Here is a 16,624-nt window from a genome sequence, read left to right as displayed (position 1 = left end):
AGGGTGCGGTCGTGGTCACCGGCGGGCGTGGCGCCAAGTCGCTGGCGCGGGCCGCAGGCAAGGCCACGGCGCAGCCGGGCGGCCGCAAATCCAAGCCGGGCCCACGCTGACGCCGGGGCGGCCATGCGCGCCGCCTGATAAAATAGCGACCTTTCCGGGCCGTCGCGGCCCGCGCACCACGTTGGAGAATTGAATGCAGCAATACCAGGAACTGATCCAGACCGTCCTCGATACGGGTAGCTGGCAAGACAACCGCACCGGCATCCGCACCCTGAGCGTGCCGGGCGCAATGATGCGCTTCGACCTGCTGAACGGCGGTTTCCCGGCCGTGACGACCAAAAAACTGGCATTCAAATCCGTGGTTGGCGAGTTATGCGCCTTCCTGCGCGCATCCAGCAGCGCCGCCGACTTCCGCGCGCTGGGTTGTAAAGTCTGGGATCAGAACGCCAACGAAAACAAGCAGTGGCTGGACAATCCCTACCGCCTCGGCGAGGATGACCTGGGCCCGGTCTACGGCGTCCAATGGCGCCAATGGCCAGGCTTCAAGCTGATCGCCATCGACCAGCCGGCGCAGATCGCCGACGCGCAAAAGAACGGCTTCCGCCTGATCTCGCAGATCGAGGATGAAGGCGTGACCAAGGTCCTGCTGCACAAGTCGATCGACCAGCTGCGCGAATGCCTGGACACCATCGTCAACAATCCTGGCAGCCGCCGCATCCTGTTCCACGGCTGGAACCCGGCCGTGCTGGACGCCGTCGCCCTGCCGGCCTGCCATCTGCTGTACCAGTTCATTCCGAATCCGGCCACGCGCGAGCTGTCGATGTGCCTCTACGTCCGCTCGAACGACCTGGGTTTGGGTACGCCATTCAATCTCGCAGAAGGCGCCGCGCTGATGCACCTGGTCGGCCGCCTGACCGGCTACACGCCGCGCTGGTTCACCTACTTCATCGGCGATGCCCACATCTACGAGAACCACATGGACATGGTCAAGGAGCAGCTGACCCGCGCGCCGTTCCCGGCGCCGCAGTTCCGCATCTCCGACCGCGTGCCGGACTTCGCCAAGACCGGCAAGTACGAACCGGAGTGGCTGGAAAAGGTCGAGCCGTCGGACTTCTCGCTGGAAGGTTACCAGCACCACGCGCCGATCACGGCGCCGATGGCGGTATGACGCGGCTGGACTTCATCCCCGGCACGCTCTGTGACGAAAGGATGTGGTCCCGTTTGACGCCGTTGCTGGGCGGCGGCTTCGAGTTCAACTACGTCCCGCTGCATCAGGCGCAGACGCGCCAGCAGATGCACGAGGTGATCGCGGCGCACAGCGCACCGTCGGCGCATCTGGTGGCGTTCTCGCTGGGCGCCTACCTCGCCATCGAGTACGCGCTGCTGCATCCCGAGCGCGTGCAATCGCTGGTGCTGATCGCGAACTCCGCGCGCGGCCTGAGCGAAAACGAAAAACAGACCCGCCGCCGCATCATCCCCATGTTGAAGAGCAGCGCCTACACCGGCATGACGCGCATGCGCCTGCGCGAGCTGCTGCATGAATCGCACCTGGGCGACCAGTCCATCATCGATATCATCCAGCAAATGGCGCTGGACCTGGGCAAGGATGTGCTGCTGGCACAGTTCACCGCGTCGATGGAGCGGCCGGACCTGATGGAGCGGCTGGCCGAAATCAAATGCCCGGTGCTGATCGTCGGCGCCGCCGGCGACCAGCTGGTCGATCCTGCCGACCTGCGCGAAATGCAGCGCCACCTGCCCGACGCCCGCCTGACCATCCACGACGGCACCGGGCACATGATCCCGCTGGAAGCCCCGCAGCCGCTGGCCGCCGACATACTGGCCTTCCAACGCGCCGCATGAAACGACTAGCCCTCGCCGCCATCGCGTTCTATCGACGCCACCTGTCGCGGTTAAAGGGTTTCTCCTGCGCGTTCCGCGTCTATACGGGGCGGGATAGCTGCTCCGCCTACGGCCAGCGCGTCATCGCCAGGCATGGCCTGGTCCTCGGCCTGATGCTGCTGAACCGGCGCATGAATGCATGCGGCGAGGTGCATCGCCAACATCGCCCGCAGGCGATGCGCGCCATGAGCGCGCGCCACCGCGCACAGGCAGGCTTTTGCGACCTGTCCTGCGACCTGCCAGACCTGTCCTGCGCCGGCGACGCCTGCGATGTCGCCTCATGCCTGGGTGACATCGCCAATTGCGACACGCGCGGTTGCGGCGACCGCTGGCGCAGCCGCAAGAAGCAGGATCCGTATGTTCGCATCAATCCCACTCAAGGACTGGAGTAGCTCAGGCCTTGACGATGATCGTGCCGGCCATTTCCTCGTGGCCGCTGCCGCAGAAGTTATCGCACAAGAAGCCGAACTGCCCGGCGGTCTCCGGCTTGAGTTTCACCTGCACCGGCTTGCCCATCACCAGATCGGCGCGGATCTTAAGGTCCGGCACACTGAAGCCGTGGGGGAAGTCCAACGCCGTTAGCTCCAGCACCACCGCCTCGCCCTTCTTCAATTCGATCACGTTCGGCGCGAAGCGGAATTTGCGCGCTTCGATCTTGATCACGCGTTCCTTGGCCTTGGCCTGCACCGCGCCAAGGGCCACCAGCGCCAACGGGGCACACATCAGCAATCTACGTTTGCTCAACATGATGGTTCATCCTTTCATTGCAGGGAATTCGGTGATTTGATAGGCCACGGGCTTGGACTCCGCCTCCACTTCGCGGAAGCCCAGGCCCTTGCCGGGCGCCGACGGGTCCCACGGCAGCGGCGTGCGTTTGTCCTGCGAACCGGGCGCCGGCAGCGGGAAGATCAACGACTTGGCCGCGTGGTGCGCAATGTGGCCGCTCATGTGGTGGTTCTCCTGGTGGATATGGCCATAGAACACCGTGACGTTCGAATACGGCATCAGCAGCGCCATCGCCTGCTCGCCGTCGCGCGTGGCCCAGTCCCATTTCGGCGCCAGGTCGAACAGCGGCCGGTGCGTCAGCACGACGATGCGCGCGTCCTTTGCCTGCTTGTCCAGGTCCGCCTTCAGCCACGCCAGCTGCGCCTCGCCGATGCGCGCGCCGGGATCGGAGACGTTGTCGATGGCGATGAAGTGCACGCCTTTATGATCGAAGCTGTAGTTCGATGGACCGAAGAACTCGTGGAACGCCGCGCCATTGTCGAGCGAAGCGTCATGCTCTCCCGCCAGAAAATGCACATCCTTGACCTTCAAGCCGCCGACGATCTGCTTGAACTCCCCCATGCGGCGGCGGCGTTCGGCCGCGTCGTCGGTGGTGTGCGTCAGGTCGCCGGTGAAGACGATGAAGTCCGGCGGGACCGCCAGCGCGTTGACGCTCTCCACCGCCTGCCGCAGCGTGTTCTGCGCCTCCGGGTTGGCCGGCCCCTTGTAGCCCCAGTGCGAATCGGACAGCTGGACGAAGTAGAAGTCCTCGTAGCCGGCTGCCGCCATCGCCTTGCCGTACAAGCCGGACATGAAGACGGCGCCGCCGCCCACTGCGCCCAGCCTTAAAAATCCTCTGCGATCGATCATGATGAACTCCGTTGTGTGATTGAAAAGCCGGCGCCGCGCCATGGCATAATCGGCGGGCACCGGTCGTACCGGCTAAAACCCGAAGCTAGGCCTGGATATTCCCGATATTTTTTTTATTTCTGAACCGGGAATAAATCCGCACCGGACGGAGTCTTCATCCACTGGACCACTGCAATGGATAAGTATTTGGGCGACGACGACAAAACCGCACGGTTCGAGGCGATGGCCATGCCGCATCTGGACGCGGCCTACAACCTGGCCCGCTGGCTGACCCGCAACCAGCACGACGCCGACGATCTGGTGCAAAGCGCCTATCTGCGCGCCTTCCGCTTTGCCGATGGCTTTCGCGGTGGCGACGTGCGCGCCTGGCTGCTGACCATCGTCCGCCACACCTACTACAGCACGCTGCGCGACGGCCAGGCACAGCGCGGCGATGTGAGCTTCGACGAGGCGCTGCATGGTGACGAAGATGACAGCGCCGATCCGGCCGCCATCGCCGCCAGCCGCGACACGGGCCGCACCGTCAACGCCGCGCTGGCCCAGCTGCCACGGGCGTTTCGCGAGGTGCTGGTGTTGAAGGAGATGGACGATCTGTCGTACAAGCAGATCGCGGAGGTGACCGAAACGCCGATCGGCACGGTGATGTCGCGGCTGGCCCGCGCGCGCAAGCAGCTGCTGGCCTATCTGAAGCACGGAGAGCAGCATGGAATCTAAGCACAGCCAGGAAAAGCTGTCGGCGTACCTGGATGCCGAACTCGATGCGGCCGGCCGCGCACAGGTGGAGGCGCATTTGGCCGGCTGCGGCGAGTGCGTCGAAGCGCTGGCGCAGCTGGAGGCGCTGCGCGGCCGGGTCGCCGCCGAGGCACAGCGCCATGCCGCGCCGGAGTATCTGAAACACCGCATCCACGCCGCGCTGCGGGCCGAGCCTGCGGACACGCCGGCACCGCGCACACCGCCGCGCACCTCGTCACGCGTGTGGCCGTGGGCATGGATCAACCTTGGCCTGGCGGGCGCCATGACGGCCGCCTTTGCCGTAACGCTGACGCTGTACCTGCGACAACCCAACGCCGACGAGCGCATCGAGCAGGAACTCGTGGCCAGCCATTTCCGCTCGCTGATGCCCGACCACCTGGCCGACGTGGCCTCGACCGACCAGCACACCGTCAAGCCCTGGTTCGCCGGCAAGCTGGATTACTCGCCGCCCGTGTACGACCTGGCCGCGCAAGGCTACGCCTTGATCGGCGGCCGTTTGGACTATCTCCAACAGCGGCCCGTGGCGGCGCTAGCCTACCGCCACCGGCTGCACATCGTCAACCTGTACATCTGGCCGGACGCCAGCGGCCACGCCAGCACGCCGCAAGCGGGCATGCGCCAAGGCTTCCACCTGCTGCGCTGGACGCAGGACGGCATGCGCTATTCAGCCGTGTCGGACATCAATCCGCAGGACCTGGCACAATTCGCCGCGCTGCTGCGCCAGAAAGTGGCACAGGCGGACGCACAGTAAAGGACACGACTTTTCGCTGCGGCATGGTATTGTGGCTTGTTTATTCAACCACATTAAGGCATGAACAAGAAATTGATAGGATCCGCCGGCGCGCTGGCCGCAGTCGCAGTGGTGGTATTGGCGGCCAACCGCCGTCACGCCGAGGCCCCCGTAGCGCCCACTCCACGGGTCGTGGCCGAGGCGCCGGTTGGCCTGAAGGCGCCGCCAGTGACCACGCCCGCCGCCGAAGAACCGCCGGCCGATGGCATGGAAGTCACCCAGACGCTGAAGGGCAAAGACTTCCAGCTGGAGGTGACCGCGCCACCGATAGAAACCGTCCGCTATCTGTCCATCACCATGGAAAATGGTCAGGCGATCGACAAGGTCCAATCGCTGCACGGCAGCGAGGCCAGCCCGATTTCCGACAACACGTTCGCACCTGGCCATACCTTCTCGCTCAGGTCACTGATACCTGGCGATGTGCGCGAGCAGATCGTCTGCAAAGGCACGCAAATGCTGAGCCGCGGCGAAGGCATGCTGGGCCACTACATGATGTACCGCATTGAAGGCGACACGCTACGGGAGCTGATCCAGGTCATCGTCGAACGTGACCGCGAAGACGGCAACGGCCCGCCGCCGCAAAAACTCAAGGCCACCGTCGAGGAAACCATGCGTGACGGCCAGCCGGCCATCATCTACCGGGTCAAGGTGGAGAAGCAGCCGGAGCGCACCATCATTTTCCACTGGAACGGCAAGATCTTTGAGGACCCGACCGGCGAATACGCGAAGATCGAGTCCGAATACAATCCCTGATGATGAAGCGCGCCACCCTCGCCGCCATCGCGGCCTATCAACGCTATCTGTCGCCGCTGAAGGGTTTCAGCTGCGCATTCCGCGTGCACACGGGCCGCGACAGCTGCTCGCAGTACGGCAAGCGCGCCATCGGCCGGCATGGCGTGGCGGCCGGCCTGCTGCTGTTGAAGCGGCGCATGGAGGATTGCGGCCACCTGCACCACCGCCACCCTCAAGCCATCCAGCGCCCGGCGCTGAGCGCGCGCCACCGCCTGCAAGCCGGCTTTTGCAGCTGGGGCGAGGTGTTCGAATTCGGCTGCGACTTCTTCACCGGCTGGGCGCGCGACGCACGCTGCTGCTCGTGGCGCTACAACACCTCGCCGACCGAGGACGACGACAACTACCCCGGCAACACGCCGCGCCGCGCGCGCCGCAAGAAATCGGCCACGCCGAAAAAGCCCAAATTGAACGATAATGTCGGCTCCGCACCTTCAGCACCGGATAGCACCGACAAATGAGCACACTGACCATCATCGTCGCCATGGACGCCCAGCGCGGCATCGGCATCAACAACACCCTGCCGTGGAAGCTGCCGGAGGACCTGGCGCATTTCAAGCGCGTGACCACCGGCCACGCCATCATCATGGGCCGCAAGACCTTCGATTCCATCGGCCGCCCGCTGCCCAACCGCCGCAACATCGTCATCACCCGCAACGCGGACTGGCGGCATGACGGCGTGGAGGCGGTCAACTCGGTCGAGGCGGCGCTGGCCCTGCTGGACGGCGCGCCCGGCTTCGTCATCGGCGGCGCCGAGATCTACAAACAGTCGATGCAGCTGGCCGACCAGTTGATAATCACCGAGATCGCCCGCACCTTCGAATGCGACGCCTTCTTCCCCGAGCTGGAAGCCGGCGCCTGGGAAGAAACCGCCCGCGAACAGCACGCATCGGCCACAGCCGATTTGCAATACGCTTTTGTTACACTGCGCCGCAAGGCGGCAGTTTGATCATCAACCCCATCAAGGAATAAAAGAACATGTCAGGCGACGGTTTTCACGTACACGGACCGCACGATCACGCGGTCGAACACGCAGCCCACGGCAGCGATGGCTTTTCGAACAATATTGCCGTCATGACGGCGATCCTGGCCACGGTGGGCGCCACCTTCGGCTACCTGGGCGGCGCCACGCAGAACGACGCGGCCCTGTTCAAGAACAACGCGGCCATCGACAAAACCCAGGCCGCCAACAGCTGGAACTACTACCAGGCCAAGTCCAGCAAGCAGAACCTGGCCGAGCTGGCCATGTCGCTGCCGGGCATCGATCCGAAGAAGTACGAGGCCGACATGGCCCGCTACAAGTCGGAAAAAGAAGACATCAAGAAGGAAGCCGAGAAGTGGGAGGAATCCTCTAAAGAGTGGAACCACAAGTCGGACGAGGCCATGCACGAGCACCACCAGTGGGCGCTGGCCACCACCGCCGAGCAGATCGCCATCTCGCTGGCCGCCATCACCCTGCTGACCCGCAAAAAATGGATGATGGGCCTGGCCTACGGCGTGGCCGGCGTCGGCATCGCGCTGGGCGCGTTTGCCTGGTTCCACGTCGATCCGGTCGGCCAGATGCTGGCCAAACTGGGCGGCGGCGCGGCCGGACATTAAGCATGTAATACCGACGTCATAGTATTGCGGCAATCTTGTCTGGATTTTTGCAATATTTTTTTCCCGCAGCGGCCCCATTTCTGCGAGAATCCCGTTCTTATTTTTTTTCTGCGGCTGCTCAACAGGCGGTCGCGCCCTAGTCCGCCCCTCCACACAAGTCAGGGGCGGCTTGCTTTTTTGGAGACATGCATGAAATTTCGTTTCCCCATCGTCATTATCGACGAGGATTTCCGTTCCGAGAACACGTCCGGCCTGGGCATTCGCGCCCTGGCCGACGCCATGGAAAAAGAAGGCATGGAAGTGGTGGGCGTGACCAGCTACGGCGACCTGTCCCAGTTCGCCCAGCAGCAATCGCGCGCGTCGGCCTTCGTGCTGTCGATCGACGATGAGGAATTCGGCGGCGGCTCGGTCGAGGAGACCGACACCGCGCTGAAGTCGCTGCGCGCCTTCGTCGAGGAAATCCGCTACAAGAACGCCGACATCCCGATCTACCTGTACGGCGAAACCCGCACGTCGCGCCACATCCCCAACGATATCCTGCGCGAGCTGCACGGCTTCATCCACATGTTCGAGGACACGCCGGAGTTCGTGGCGCGCCACATCATCCGCGAAGCCAAGTCCTACCTGGACGGCCTGTCGCCGCCGTTCTTCCGCGCGCTGGTCCACTACGCCAACGACGGCTCGTACTCGTGGCACTGCCCCGGCCACTCGGGCGGCGTGGCCTTCCTGAAGTCGCCGATCGGCCAGATGTTCCACCAGTTCTTCGGTGAGAACATGCTGCGCGCCGACGTCTGCAACGCGGTCGAAGAGCTGGGCCAGCTGCTGGACCACACCGGCCCGGTGGCCGCGTCCGAGCGCAACGCCGCCCGCATCTTCAACGCCGACCACTGCTACTTCGTCACCAACGGCACCTCGACCTCGAACAAGATGGTCTGGCACTCGACCGTGGCGCCGGGCGACATCGTCGTGGTCGACCGCAACTGCCACAAGTCCATCCTGCACTCGATCATCATGTGCGGTGCGATCCCGGTGTTCCTGATGCCGACCCGTAACCACCTGGGTATCATCGGTCCGATTCCGCTGGAAGAGTTCACGATGGAGAGCATCCAGCGCAAGATCGAGGCCAACCCGTTCGCGCGCGAAGCGAAGAACAAGAAGCCGCGCATCCTGACCATCACCCAGTCGACCTACGACGGCGTGGTCTACAACGTGGAAACGCTGCGCGAGATGCTCGACGGCCAGATCGACACCCTGCACTTCGACGAAGCCTGGCTGCCGCACGCCACCTTCCACGATTTCTACAAGAACATGCACGCGATCGGCAAGGACCGTCCGCGCGCCAAGGAGTCGATGATCTTCTCGACCCAGTCCACCCACAAGCTGCTGGCCGGCCTGTCGCAGGCCTCGCAGGTGCTGGTGCGCGAATCGGAATCGGTCAAGCTGGACCGCGACGCCTTCAACGAGGCGTACCTGATGCACACCTCGACCTCGCCGCAGTACTCGATCATCGCCTCGTGCGACGTGGCCGCGGCCATGATGGAAGCGCCCGGCGGCACCGCACTGGTGGAGGAATCGATCCTCGAAGCGCTGGACTTCCGCCGCGCGATGAAGAAGATCGACCAGGAATGGGGCAAGGACTGGTGGTTCCAAGTGTGGGGCCCGCAGGAGTTCGCCGAGGAAGGCATCGGTTCGCAGGAAGACTGGATCATCAAGGCCGAGGACGACTGGCACGGCTTCGGCAAGCTGGCGCCGAACTTCAACATGCTGGACCCGATCAAGGCCACCATCGTCAACCCTGGCCTGTCGCTGGACGGCCAGTTCGCCGAGACCGGCATTCCGGCCTCCATCGTCACCAAGTACCTGGCCGAGCACGGCGTGATCATCGAGAAATGCGGCCTGTACTCGTTCTTCATCATGTTCACCATCGGCATCACCAAGGGCCGCTGGAACACGCTGCTGACCGCGCTGCAGCAGTTCAAGGACGACTACGACAAGAACCAGCCGATGTGGCGCATCCTGCCCGAGTTCGCGGCCGCCAACCCGACCTACGAAAAAATGGGCTTGCGCGACCTGTGCCAGCAGATCCACGATTTCTACAAGGCCTACGACGTGGCGCGCCTGACCACCGAGATGTACCTGTCGGACATGATCCCGGCCATGAAGCCGTCGGACGCGTTCGCCAAGATGGCGCACCGCGAGATCGAGCGCGTCGCCATCGACGAGCTGGAAGGCCGCATCACCTCCATCCTGCTGACGCCGTATCCGCCGGGCATTCCGCTGCTGATCCCGGGCGAACGCTTCAACAAGACCATCGTCGACTACCTGCGCTTCGCGCGCGACTTCAACGAGCGCTTCCCCGGCTTCGAGACCGACGTGCACGGCCTGGTCAAGCGCGAAGTGGACGGCAAGCGCGGCTACTTCGTCGATTGCGTCAAACAATAATACCTGCCGCACAGTAAAGAAGCCGCCGGTCCTGAATGCGTTCAGGACCGGCGGTTTTTTACGTCCAACCTCGCCAAATTACGAAAAACAACGCGTTTCCAAATGGAATTATAATTTTTTTGTTGGTAAGTTCGCTCAATATCAGCCCAACTCCTTTCTAAATCTGCCAAATACTGACAATTGCCGCGCGGAATTGAAAACAGTTTTCTCTTGAAAGTCGGACTCTTCTACAATCGCGGGTTTGAAATTCCAGAAGGTAAGGTATGAAGCTCACATCTGTGAAATTGACAATCGGGCTGATACTGGCCTTGGGAACTGTGGCGTGCGGCGGCGGCGGAAGCGGAAGCAGCGGCCCCACCGATACGGGAGACCGCACGTCGTCCAGCGGCCCCATCAGCAGCGGAGCAAAATCGGGAGCAGGCCGCCTCCGCGACGGGCCCAGCGCACCGCTCACGCCGGCCATGCCGGATGCGCCGCAGCCGTCCGGGCCTGCCGTCGCGCCGCTGACGGCGACAGCCGCCTCGCATTTCCTGGCTCAGGCTACCTTCGGCCCGACCGCGGCCGAGATCGCCGCGCTCACCGGGAGCACCAGGACAAATTGGATCAACAGCCAGTTGAGCAAACCGCAGACGCTGCATCGCAACTACTTGCAGAGCCTGGCGAGCTCGCTGCCCGCTGGCACGGCACTAACGCAGAACGATATGTTTGAATCATTCTGGAAGCAGGCTGCGACCGGTGACGACCAGTTACGCCAGCGCGTGACCTTCGCCCTCTCGCAGATCTTTGTGATCTCCCTGGTCGACGAGAACCTGCCCCGGCATGCGGCGGGCGTGGCCAGCTACTATGACATGCTGGGCCAGCACGCCTTCGGCAACTTCCGCGATCTGCTGCAGGGCGTGGCGCTGCACCCGATGATGGGCATCTACCTGAGCCATCTGCACAATCAAAAGGAAAACGGCGCCCGCGTCCCCGACGAAAACTTCGCCCGGGAAATCATGCAACTGATGAGCATCGGGCTGTATCAGCTGAATTCCGATGGCAGCCAGAAGCTCAATGACGGCAAGCCAATAGAAACCTACACCCATGACGACGTCGCCGGATTGGCCAAAGTGTTTACCGGCTGGAGCTGGGCCGGCCCGGACAAGTCGCAGAATCGCTTCTTCGGCTCCGTCGCCGATCCGGCCCGCGACTGGACGCCGATGCAGAATTATCCGGTGTTTCACTCCAGCTCGACCAAGAGCTTCCTGGGCACGCAGGTCAGCGGGGGCAGCGGCGAATCCGACCTGAAAACCGCGCTCGACACCCTGTTCCAGCACCCGAATGTGGGCCCTTTCATCGGCCGGCAATTAATCCAGCGCCTGGTCGGCAGCAATCCGAGCCCGGCCTACATCGGCCGCGTCGCGGCGGCGTTTGCCAATAACGGCAACGGCGTGCGCGGCGACATGCGCGCCGTCATCCGGGCGGTGCTGCTCGATCCCGAGGCCGTCGACAACGGCAGCGCAAAAAAACTGCGCGAACCCGTGCTGCGCCTGACGAATTGGATGCGGGCGTTCAACGCCAAGGCGGCTTCCGGCCGTTTCCAGTTTGCTTCGCTGGACGACCCGCTCACCGGGCTCGGGCAGACGCCGCTGCGTTCGCCATCCGTGTTCAATTTCTTCCGCCCTTCCTATAGCCCGCCCAACACCACCTTGTCGGCGCGCGGCCTGGTGGCGCCGGAAATGCAAATCACCGCCGAGCCTTCCGTCACCGGCTATCTGAACTATATGCAGTACGCCATTCCCCAGGGCACTGGCGTGCTACACGATATCAAGGCTGACTACAGCGCCGAGCTGGCCCTCGCGGCGCAGCCGGCGCAGCTGATGGACAGGATCAACCTGCTGCTGACGAACGGCGCCATGTCGTCCACCTTGCGCAATCAGATTATCAGCGCGCTCAACAGCGTGCCCCTTCCGGCTGCGACAGGCAACAATGCCGCGCAGCTGACAGCGGCACGCAAAAACCGCGTTTATCTGGCCATCTATCTGACCATGGCATCCCCTGAATATCTGGCGCAACACTAAGGAAACCCCAATGCATCCCGACATCTCCTCCCGCCGCCATTTTCTCGGAAAAATGCTGGCGCTCGCCGGCGGCAGCACCGTGCCGTTCACCTTGAACCTGGCCGCCATGGGCAACGCCGCAGCGGCCGGCGCCACCGACTACAAAGCGCTAGTCTGCCTGTTCCTCACCGGCGGCAACGACCATTTCAACACCCTGCTGGCCACGGACAGCGGTTCGTGGAGCGAATACCGCCGCCTGCGGGCCACCACCGGCAGCGGCTCCATCGCCCTGCCAGCGGTCGGCGCGGTGGGCGGCGTGCTGCCCATCGTGCCGAATTCGCCGCAGGCCGGACGGACGTTCGCGCTGCACCCCTCCCTGCGGCCGCTGAAGGAGTTGTTCGACGACGGACGCGTCGCTGTGCTGGCCAACGTTGGCACGCTGGTGCAACCGACCACCCTGGCGCAGTACAAGGCGCGCAGCGTGGCCGTGCCGCCCCGCTTGTTTTCGCACAACGACCAACAGGCCATGTGGCAATCCTCGCACACGGAGCAGGCAGCCGGCGCAGGCTGGGGCGGCCGGCTCGGCGACATCGTGGCCAGCGCGAACGGCAATGCAGCGTTCACCGGCATCTCCACCGCCGGCAATGCCCTGTTTCTCAGCGGGCGCACGGTGCGCCAGTACCAGTTCAGCGGCAGCTCGACGCCCGCCATCCACAATCTGGGCGGCGCCCTGTTTGGCGCGCCGGCCTCCGCCAATCCATTGAGCCAGATCGTGACCGCCGATTCCTCCGACCCGTTCCTGAAGGAACACGCGGCCGTCACCGCACGGGCGATCAGCTCCCAGGCCACACTGAGCGGTGCATTGGCGGGCATCGGCGCGGTCGCCGCCCCGCTGCCCTACATCAATCCGAACACCGGCGTGGCCGCAGTCAATCCGCTGGCGGTCCAGCTGCAGACCGTCGCCCGAGTGATCGCCAGCCGCGATGCGCTGGGCACCAAACGCCAGGTGTTTTATGTCAGCCTGGCCGGCTTCGACACCCACGATTTCCAGGCCCAGAATCAAGCCGACCTGCTGGCCAGGGTGGCCCACGCAATGGCGTACTTCGACGGCGCGATGGCGAATCTGCAAGGGGCCGACCTGCGCAAGCAGGTGACGCTATTCACCGCCTCCGACTTCGGCCGCACCTTCGCCAGCAACGGCGACGGCACCGACCACGGCTGGGGTTCGCACCATTTCATCATGGGTGGCGCGGTCAAGGGCAAGGATATCTACGGCAGCGTGCCGGTCACCGGCATCGGCCACGATCTCGATGTCGGCTCCGGTTCGCTGCTGCCGACCACCTCGGTGGACCAGTACGGCGCCACGCTGGCCAGCTGGTTCGGCCTCTCGGCCTCGCAGCTGACCGACGTGTTCCCGAATATCGGCAACTTCAGTATCCGCAACCTCGGCTTTATGGGATGATGCCGGACCGTTGTGATCCACATCATCGGCACCCTCGCCTACTCTGTGAGGATAGCCGGGGTGCGCGCGGCCTGCGCGACAGCGGCAGCGTGTCGGTGTCGGTGACCCTGCTGAACGTGGGCGCGGTGGCGCTGTGGACCGGCGGCGTGTTCGCCTCGCTGTACGCGGGCGTGCTCGATCCGCAGCTGCTGCTGGTGCCCTCGGCCGCCCTGATCGTCTGGGTGGCCAAGGCGCTGTGATCACGCCGCCACGCCCACCGTCAGCGTTACCACGTAGCCGTCGGTGGCGTTGCCGCTGACGCTGGCCATCTGCAAGGCGTAACCGTCGCTGAAGACGTTGTCGGTGGCATAGCTGATCTGCGCCAGGTTGCGCACGCTGGCGCTGTAGCCGGTGCTGGCGTAGACCTCGTTGAGCGTCGCCATCGGGAAGGTGAACTGCGACGTCTTGATGCGGTTGGCCGCGCTGCTGCTCTTGGCCAGCGTCGGGTAGACCTCGAAGTGGACATGCGTCATGCGCCCCGAATAGCAGCCCGGGAAGATGGTCTGGAAGGTGGCGTAGCCGTTGCTGTCGCTGGCCTGCACGCCGCGCAGGTAGTTCTGGTCCGTGACGCCGTTCGAATACAGCGAGTAGTTGCCGTCCCGGTCGCAATGCCACAGGTAGACTGCGTAGCCGGACAGCGCCGCGCAGCTGCCGTTGGCGTTGACGATCTGCAGCTTGATCGTCAGCGGCACACCGGCCGCCACACCGGTCGGGCCGTTGAAGCTGCTGCGGATATCGCTGCGCACCACGCCCGACTGCGTCAGCACATTGATCACGCCGCTGCTGTTGCTGTTGGTGCCGTCCCCGGGATACGGGCCGCCGGTCTCCTCGGGGATCACCGCGCACGAGCCGGTGGTGGTCGTGGTGGTGGTGGTCGGCGTGGTGGTGGCCGTGCCGGCGCTGGCGCTGTCGCCGGCCGATGAGCCGCCGCCGCAGCCTAGCACCGGCAGCGCCGAGGCGCCGGCCAGCAGCCAGCGCAAGGTCTGGCGGCGGTCGCTGGCCAGGTTCAGCATGGCGCCCAGGTCGTCCGCCAGGCTGTGTTCGTGGGTGTCATCGTGAGGATGCATCGTGTCTCCTTGGGCAACGCAAATTACGGACGCGCCGCGCGGCGGGCGTCGCCTTCGGCCTGCTTCTTGCGCTGCTCCGGAGTCAACACCGCCAGCAGCTTCTGTTCGGTACGCACATGCTGCAAGGCGATGTTCGCCATCGCGGTCGCCGCCTCCCTGGCCAGCGCGGCGGCCTTGGCGTCGTCGTACTGCTCCGCGCGGCCCAGCGCCCGCAGCGCCTCATGCGCCTTGGCGGCGGCCTTGCCTTGCTCCCGCAGATACGGCTGCTCCGCGTGCAGGATGGCGAATACCTTGTCTTCCTGCGCATCGCTCAACTCAACGCCGTGCGCGAACGGTGGGCGCCCGCCCATGCCGGGACCGGCGAACGGCGGCATGCCACCATGGAAGCCGCCGCCGGGACCGTGTTCCGGACCATCGTGGCCGGGGCCTGGTTGTCCGTCATGCCGCATCATCATCGGAGGGTGGCCGTCATCGCCGCCCTGGTCGTCGGCACGCGCCGCGCCGCCGGTAGCCAACAGCGGCAGCGCCAGGCTGGCGGCAAGCAGGATGTTGTGGACGCTGATTTTGGAGGTTTTCATTCTGTTTATCCTTGGTCGGTAGGGAGATGCCATTCTCCGGCCGCCCCATGTAAAGCGCCGTAAACCGAGGGTAAATCGATGTAAAGATGGCCGTTTTGATACTGGATTGGCAGTGGGCAAGGCGTTGTAAAACGGGGTAAAAGGCGGCCGGCAGCGCGCGCGGGACTGTTATGATCGCTCCATCGACATAGAAAGAAGCGCGCGGCATGAAGAGCAAAGTACTGCTGATAGACGACGACATCGAACTGGTGGGCATGTTCAAGGAATACCTGGAACAGGAAGGTTTCGACGTCAAGATGGTGCATGACGGCGAGGCCGGCACCGCCGAGGCCTTCACCGGCCAGTATGCGATCGCCATCCTGGACGTGATGATGCCGCGCATGAACGGCCTGGAGACGCTGCGCCGCATCCGCACCAACAGCCAGCTGCCGATCCTGATGCTGACCGGGCGCGGCGACGACACCGACCGCATCGTCGGCCTCGAGCTGGGCGCGGACGATTACGTCGCCAAGCCCTGCACTCCGCGCGAGCTCACCGCCCGCATCCGCGCCATCCTGCGCCGGTCGCAAAGCGCGCCGCTCGACAACGGCGCCGCCGCCGCACTGACCGTCGGCCAGCTGACGATGTGGCCCGAGCAGCGGCGCGCGGCCTGGGCCGGCAACAAGCTGGAACTGACCAGCACCGAATTCAACCTGCTCGAAGTGCTGGCCCGTAACGCCGGCCGCCCGGTCAGCAAGAACGCCCTGTCGGAACAGGGGCTGGGCCGCCCCCTGGCACGCTTCGACCGCAACATCGACGTCCACCTGAGCAGCCTGCGGCACAAGCTCGGCACCATCGCCGACGGCCGCTCCTGCCTGCAAACCGTGTACCGCCTGGGCTATCAGCTGATCAAGGAGTAGCCCGTGGGCCGACTGTTCTGGAAGTTTTTCGTCTGCATCCTGCTGGCGCAGCTGACCGCCATCGTCGGCCTCGGCGGCGCCGTCTGGCTCAGGAACCACAATCAGGAGGCCAACCAGCCGAAAGACCTGGACACCAGCCCACCGGCCGAGATGGCCATCAACTCGGCCGCCGCCACGCTGGAATATGGCGGCGTCAAGGCCTTGCGCCGCCTGCTGGAGAATATGGAACGGCACCGCGTGTTCGCGGTCGACAAGCAGGGCCATGAGCTGCTCGGACGTGCGGTGACCCCGTCCATGCTGCGTGAGTCGCATGCGCTGCTCAAGCAGGAAGGCAAGCGCCGCGTGGTGCGCCAGGTGGCGGGCCCGGAAGGCAAACGATTTATACTGTTTCTACCATCGCACGGCATGGATCTCGACCGTCCGCTGATGGCCGGGCTGGGTGGCGCGCAGATGGCGCTGCAAGGCGGCCCGCCGACGCCGCATGGCCAAGGCCCAGGCTTTGGTCCGGCGCCAGGCCCGCCCCCAGTGCCAGGAACGCAACCGGGCCAGGCTTACGCCCAGTCCCCAGGCGCCGACTTCCGCCTCGACCCGAGCCGCGCCGGCGCCCCGCCGGATGCGCCGCCCAACGGCCGC

The 16,624-nt window shown here is 64.6% G+C and carries 18 protein-coding genes and 1 pseudogene; 15 read left to right on the top strand and 4 right to left on the bottom strand.

The annotated features are described in order from the left end of the window. The first annotated feature begins 193 nt into the window (after window positions 1-193). Genes GTP90_RS31545 through yidD (GTP90_RS31535) form a run of 3 tightly spaced genes read left to right on the top strand, consistent with a single transcriptional unit; the run spans window position 194 to window position 2,291 of the window. Window positions 194-1,168: a thymidylate synthase gene (locus GTP90_RS31545; RefSeq protein WP_161087225.1), complete on the top strand. Its 975-nt coding sequence runs from the start codon at window positions 194-196 to the stop codon at window positions 1,166-1,168. A gap of 41 nt (window positions 1,169-1,209) precedes the next feature. Continuing rightward, window positions 1,210-1,860, top strand: coding sequence for an alpha/beta fold hydrolase (locus GTP90_RS31540; protein WP_254452135.1), 651 nt, complete (start codon window positions 1,210-1,212; stop codon window positions 1,858-1,860). Beyond that, a complete protein-coding gene (gene yidD, locus GTP90_RS31535) occupies window positions 1,857-2,291 on the top strand; it encodes a membrane protein insertion efficiency factor YidD (protein ID WP_161087223.1) in 435 nt (144 codons plus the stop codon). The genes GTP90_RS31540 and yidD (GTP90_RS31535) overlap by 4 nt, the downstream gene beginning before the upstream one ends. Before the next feature lies 1 nt (window position 2,292). On the opposite strand, the gene GTP90_RS31530 is transcribed toward yidD (GTP90_RS31535), so the two are convergent. Together GTP90_RS31530 and GTP90_RS31525 are read right to left on the bottom strand one after the other, a co-directional pair. Then, window positions 2,293-2,646: a cupredoxin domain-containing protein gene (locus tag GTP90_RS31530; protein ID WP_161087222.1), complete on the bottom strand. Its 354-nt coding sequence runs from the start codon at window positions 2,644-2,646 to the stop codon at window positions 2,293-2,295. A gap of 6 nt (window positions 2,647-2,652) precedes the next feature. Next, window positions 2,653-3,534, bottom strand: coding sequence for a metallophosphoesterase family protein (locus GTP90_RS31525; protein ID WP_161087221.1), 882 nt, complete (start codon window positions 3,532-3,534; stop codon window positions 2,653-2,655). Between the two features lie 174 nt (window positions 3,535-3,708). Here GTP90_RS31525 and GTP90_RS31520 point away from each other — a divergent pair, with 174 nt between their 5' ends. The 10 genes from GTP90_RS31520 to GTP90_RS31470 all read left to right on the top strand — a co-directional run bounded on the left by GTP90_RS31520 (window position 3,709) and on the right by GTP90_RS31470 (window position 13,647). Further along, window positions 3,709-4,248: a sigma-70 family RNA polymerase sigma factor gene (locus GTP90_RS31520; RefSeq protein WP_161087220.1), complete on the top strand. Its 540-nt coding sequence runs from the start codon at window positions 3,709-3,711 to the stop codon at window positions 4,246-4,248. After that, window positions 4,238-5,038 carry an anti-sigma factor family protein gene (locus GTP90_RS31515; RefSeq protein ID WP_161087219.1) on the top strand — a complete coding sequence of 267 codons (801 nt, stop codon included), beginning with the start codon at window positions 4,238-4,240 and terminating at the stop codon, window positions 5,036-5,038. The genes GTP90_RS31520 and GTP90_RS31515 overlap by 11 nt, the downstream gene beginning before the upstream one ends. 60 nt (window positions 5,039-5,098) lie before the next feature. Then, window positions 5,099-5,830 (top strand): hypothetical protein, encoded by a 732-nt coding sequence (locus tag GTP90_RS31510; RefSeq protein WP_161087218.1) that lies wholly within the window; start codon window positions 5,099-5,101, stop codon window positions 5,828-5,830. Next, window positions 5,830-6,327 (top strand): membrane protein insertion efficiency factor YidD, encoded by a 498-nt coding sequence (gene yidD, locus GTP90_RS31505; protein WP_254452134.1) that lies wholly within the window; start codon window positions 5,830-5,832, stop codon window positions 6,325-6,327. The genes GTP90_RS31510 and yidD (GTP90_RS31505) overlap by 1 nt, the downstream gene beginning before the upstream one ends. Next, window positions 6,324-6,815 (top strand): dihydrofolate reductase, encoded by a 492-nt coding sequence (locus tag GTP90_RS31500; protein WP_161087217.1) that lies wholly within the window; start codon window positions 6,324-6,326, stop codon window positions 6,813-6,815. Before yidD (GTP90_RS31505) ends, GTP90_RS31500 begins: the two co-directional genes overlap by 4 nt. 29 nt (window positions 6,816-6,844) lie before the next feature. After that, a complete protein-coding gene (locus GTP90_RS31495; protein ID WP_161087216.1) occupies window positions 6,845-7,465 on the top strand; it encodes a DUF4337 domain-containing protein in 621 nt (206 codons plus the stop codon). A gap of 189 nt (window positions 7,466-7,654) precedes the next feature. Continuing rightward, complete coding sequence (locus tag GTP90_RS31490; protein ID WP_161087215.1) at window positions 7,655-9,907, top strand: arginine/lysine/ornithine decarboxylase; 2,253 nt, start codon at window positions 7,655-7,657, stop codon at window positions 9,905-9,907. A gap of 263 nt (window positions 9,908-10,170) precedes the next feature. Further along, window positions 10,171-11,967, top strand: coding sequence for a DUF1800 domain-containing protein (locus GTP90_RS31485; RefSeq protein WP_161087214.1), 1,797 nt, complete (start codon window positions 10,171-10,173; stop codon window positions 11,965-11,967). A gap of 10 nt (window positions 11,968-11,977) precedes the next feature. Further along, window positions 11,978-13,408, top strand: coding sequence for a DUF1501 domain-containing protein (locus GTP90_RS31480; RefSeq protein ID WP_161087213.1), 1,431 nt, complete (start codon window positions 11,978-11,980; stop codon window positions 13,406-13,408). Between the two features lie 95 nt (window positions 13,409-13,503). Continuing rightward, entirely contained in the window at window positions 13,504-13,647 is a 144-nt protein-coding gene (locus tag GTP90_RS31470; RefSeq protein ID WP_254452133.1) for a hypothetical protein, read from the top strand. Here GTP90_RS31470 and GTP90_RS31465 read toward each other — a convergent pair whose 3' ends face one another. Further along, window positions 13,648-14,514: a dioxygenase family protein gene (locus tag GTP90_RS31465; protein WP_161087212.1), complete on the bottom strand. Its 867-nt coding sequence runs from the start codon at window positions 14,512-14,514 to the stop codon at window positions 13,648-13,650. A gap of 23 nt (window positions 14,515-14,537) precedes the next feature. Continuing rightward, a complete protein-coding gene (locus GTP90_RS31460; protein WP_161087211.1) occupies window positions 14,538-15,092 on the bottom strand; it encodes a Spy/CpxP family protein refolding chaperone in 555 nt (184 codons plus the stop codon). 206 nt (window positions 15,093-15,298) lie between these two features. Here GTP90_RS31460 and GTP90_RS31455 point away from each other — a divergent pair, with 206 nt between their 5' ends. Both GTP90_RS31455 and GTP90_RS31450 read left to right on the top strand, forming a co-directional pair. Then, complete coding sequence (locus tag GTP90_RS31455; protein ID WP_161087210.1) at window positions 15,299-15,991, top strand: response regulator transcription factor; 693 nt, start codon at window positions 15,299-15,301, stop codon at window positions 15,989-15,991. Between the two features lie 3 nt (window positions 15,992-15,994). Continuing rightward, window positions 15,995-16,624: pseudogene (locus GTP90_RS31450) on the top strand (two-component sensor histidine kinase); the annotation flags it as partial.

This window comes from Duganella vulcania (assembly GCF_009857655.1).
Lineage (GTDB): Bacteria > Pseudomonadota > Gammaproteobacteria > Burkholderiales > Burkholderiaceae_D > Rugamonas > Rugamonas vulcania.
The sequence above is the reverse complement of the archived record's forward strand: the minus strand, read 5'-3'. Positions and strand labels throughout refer to the sequence as shown.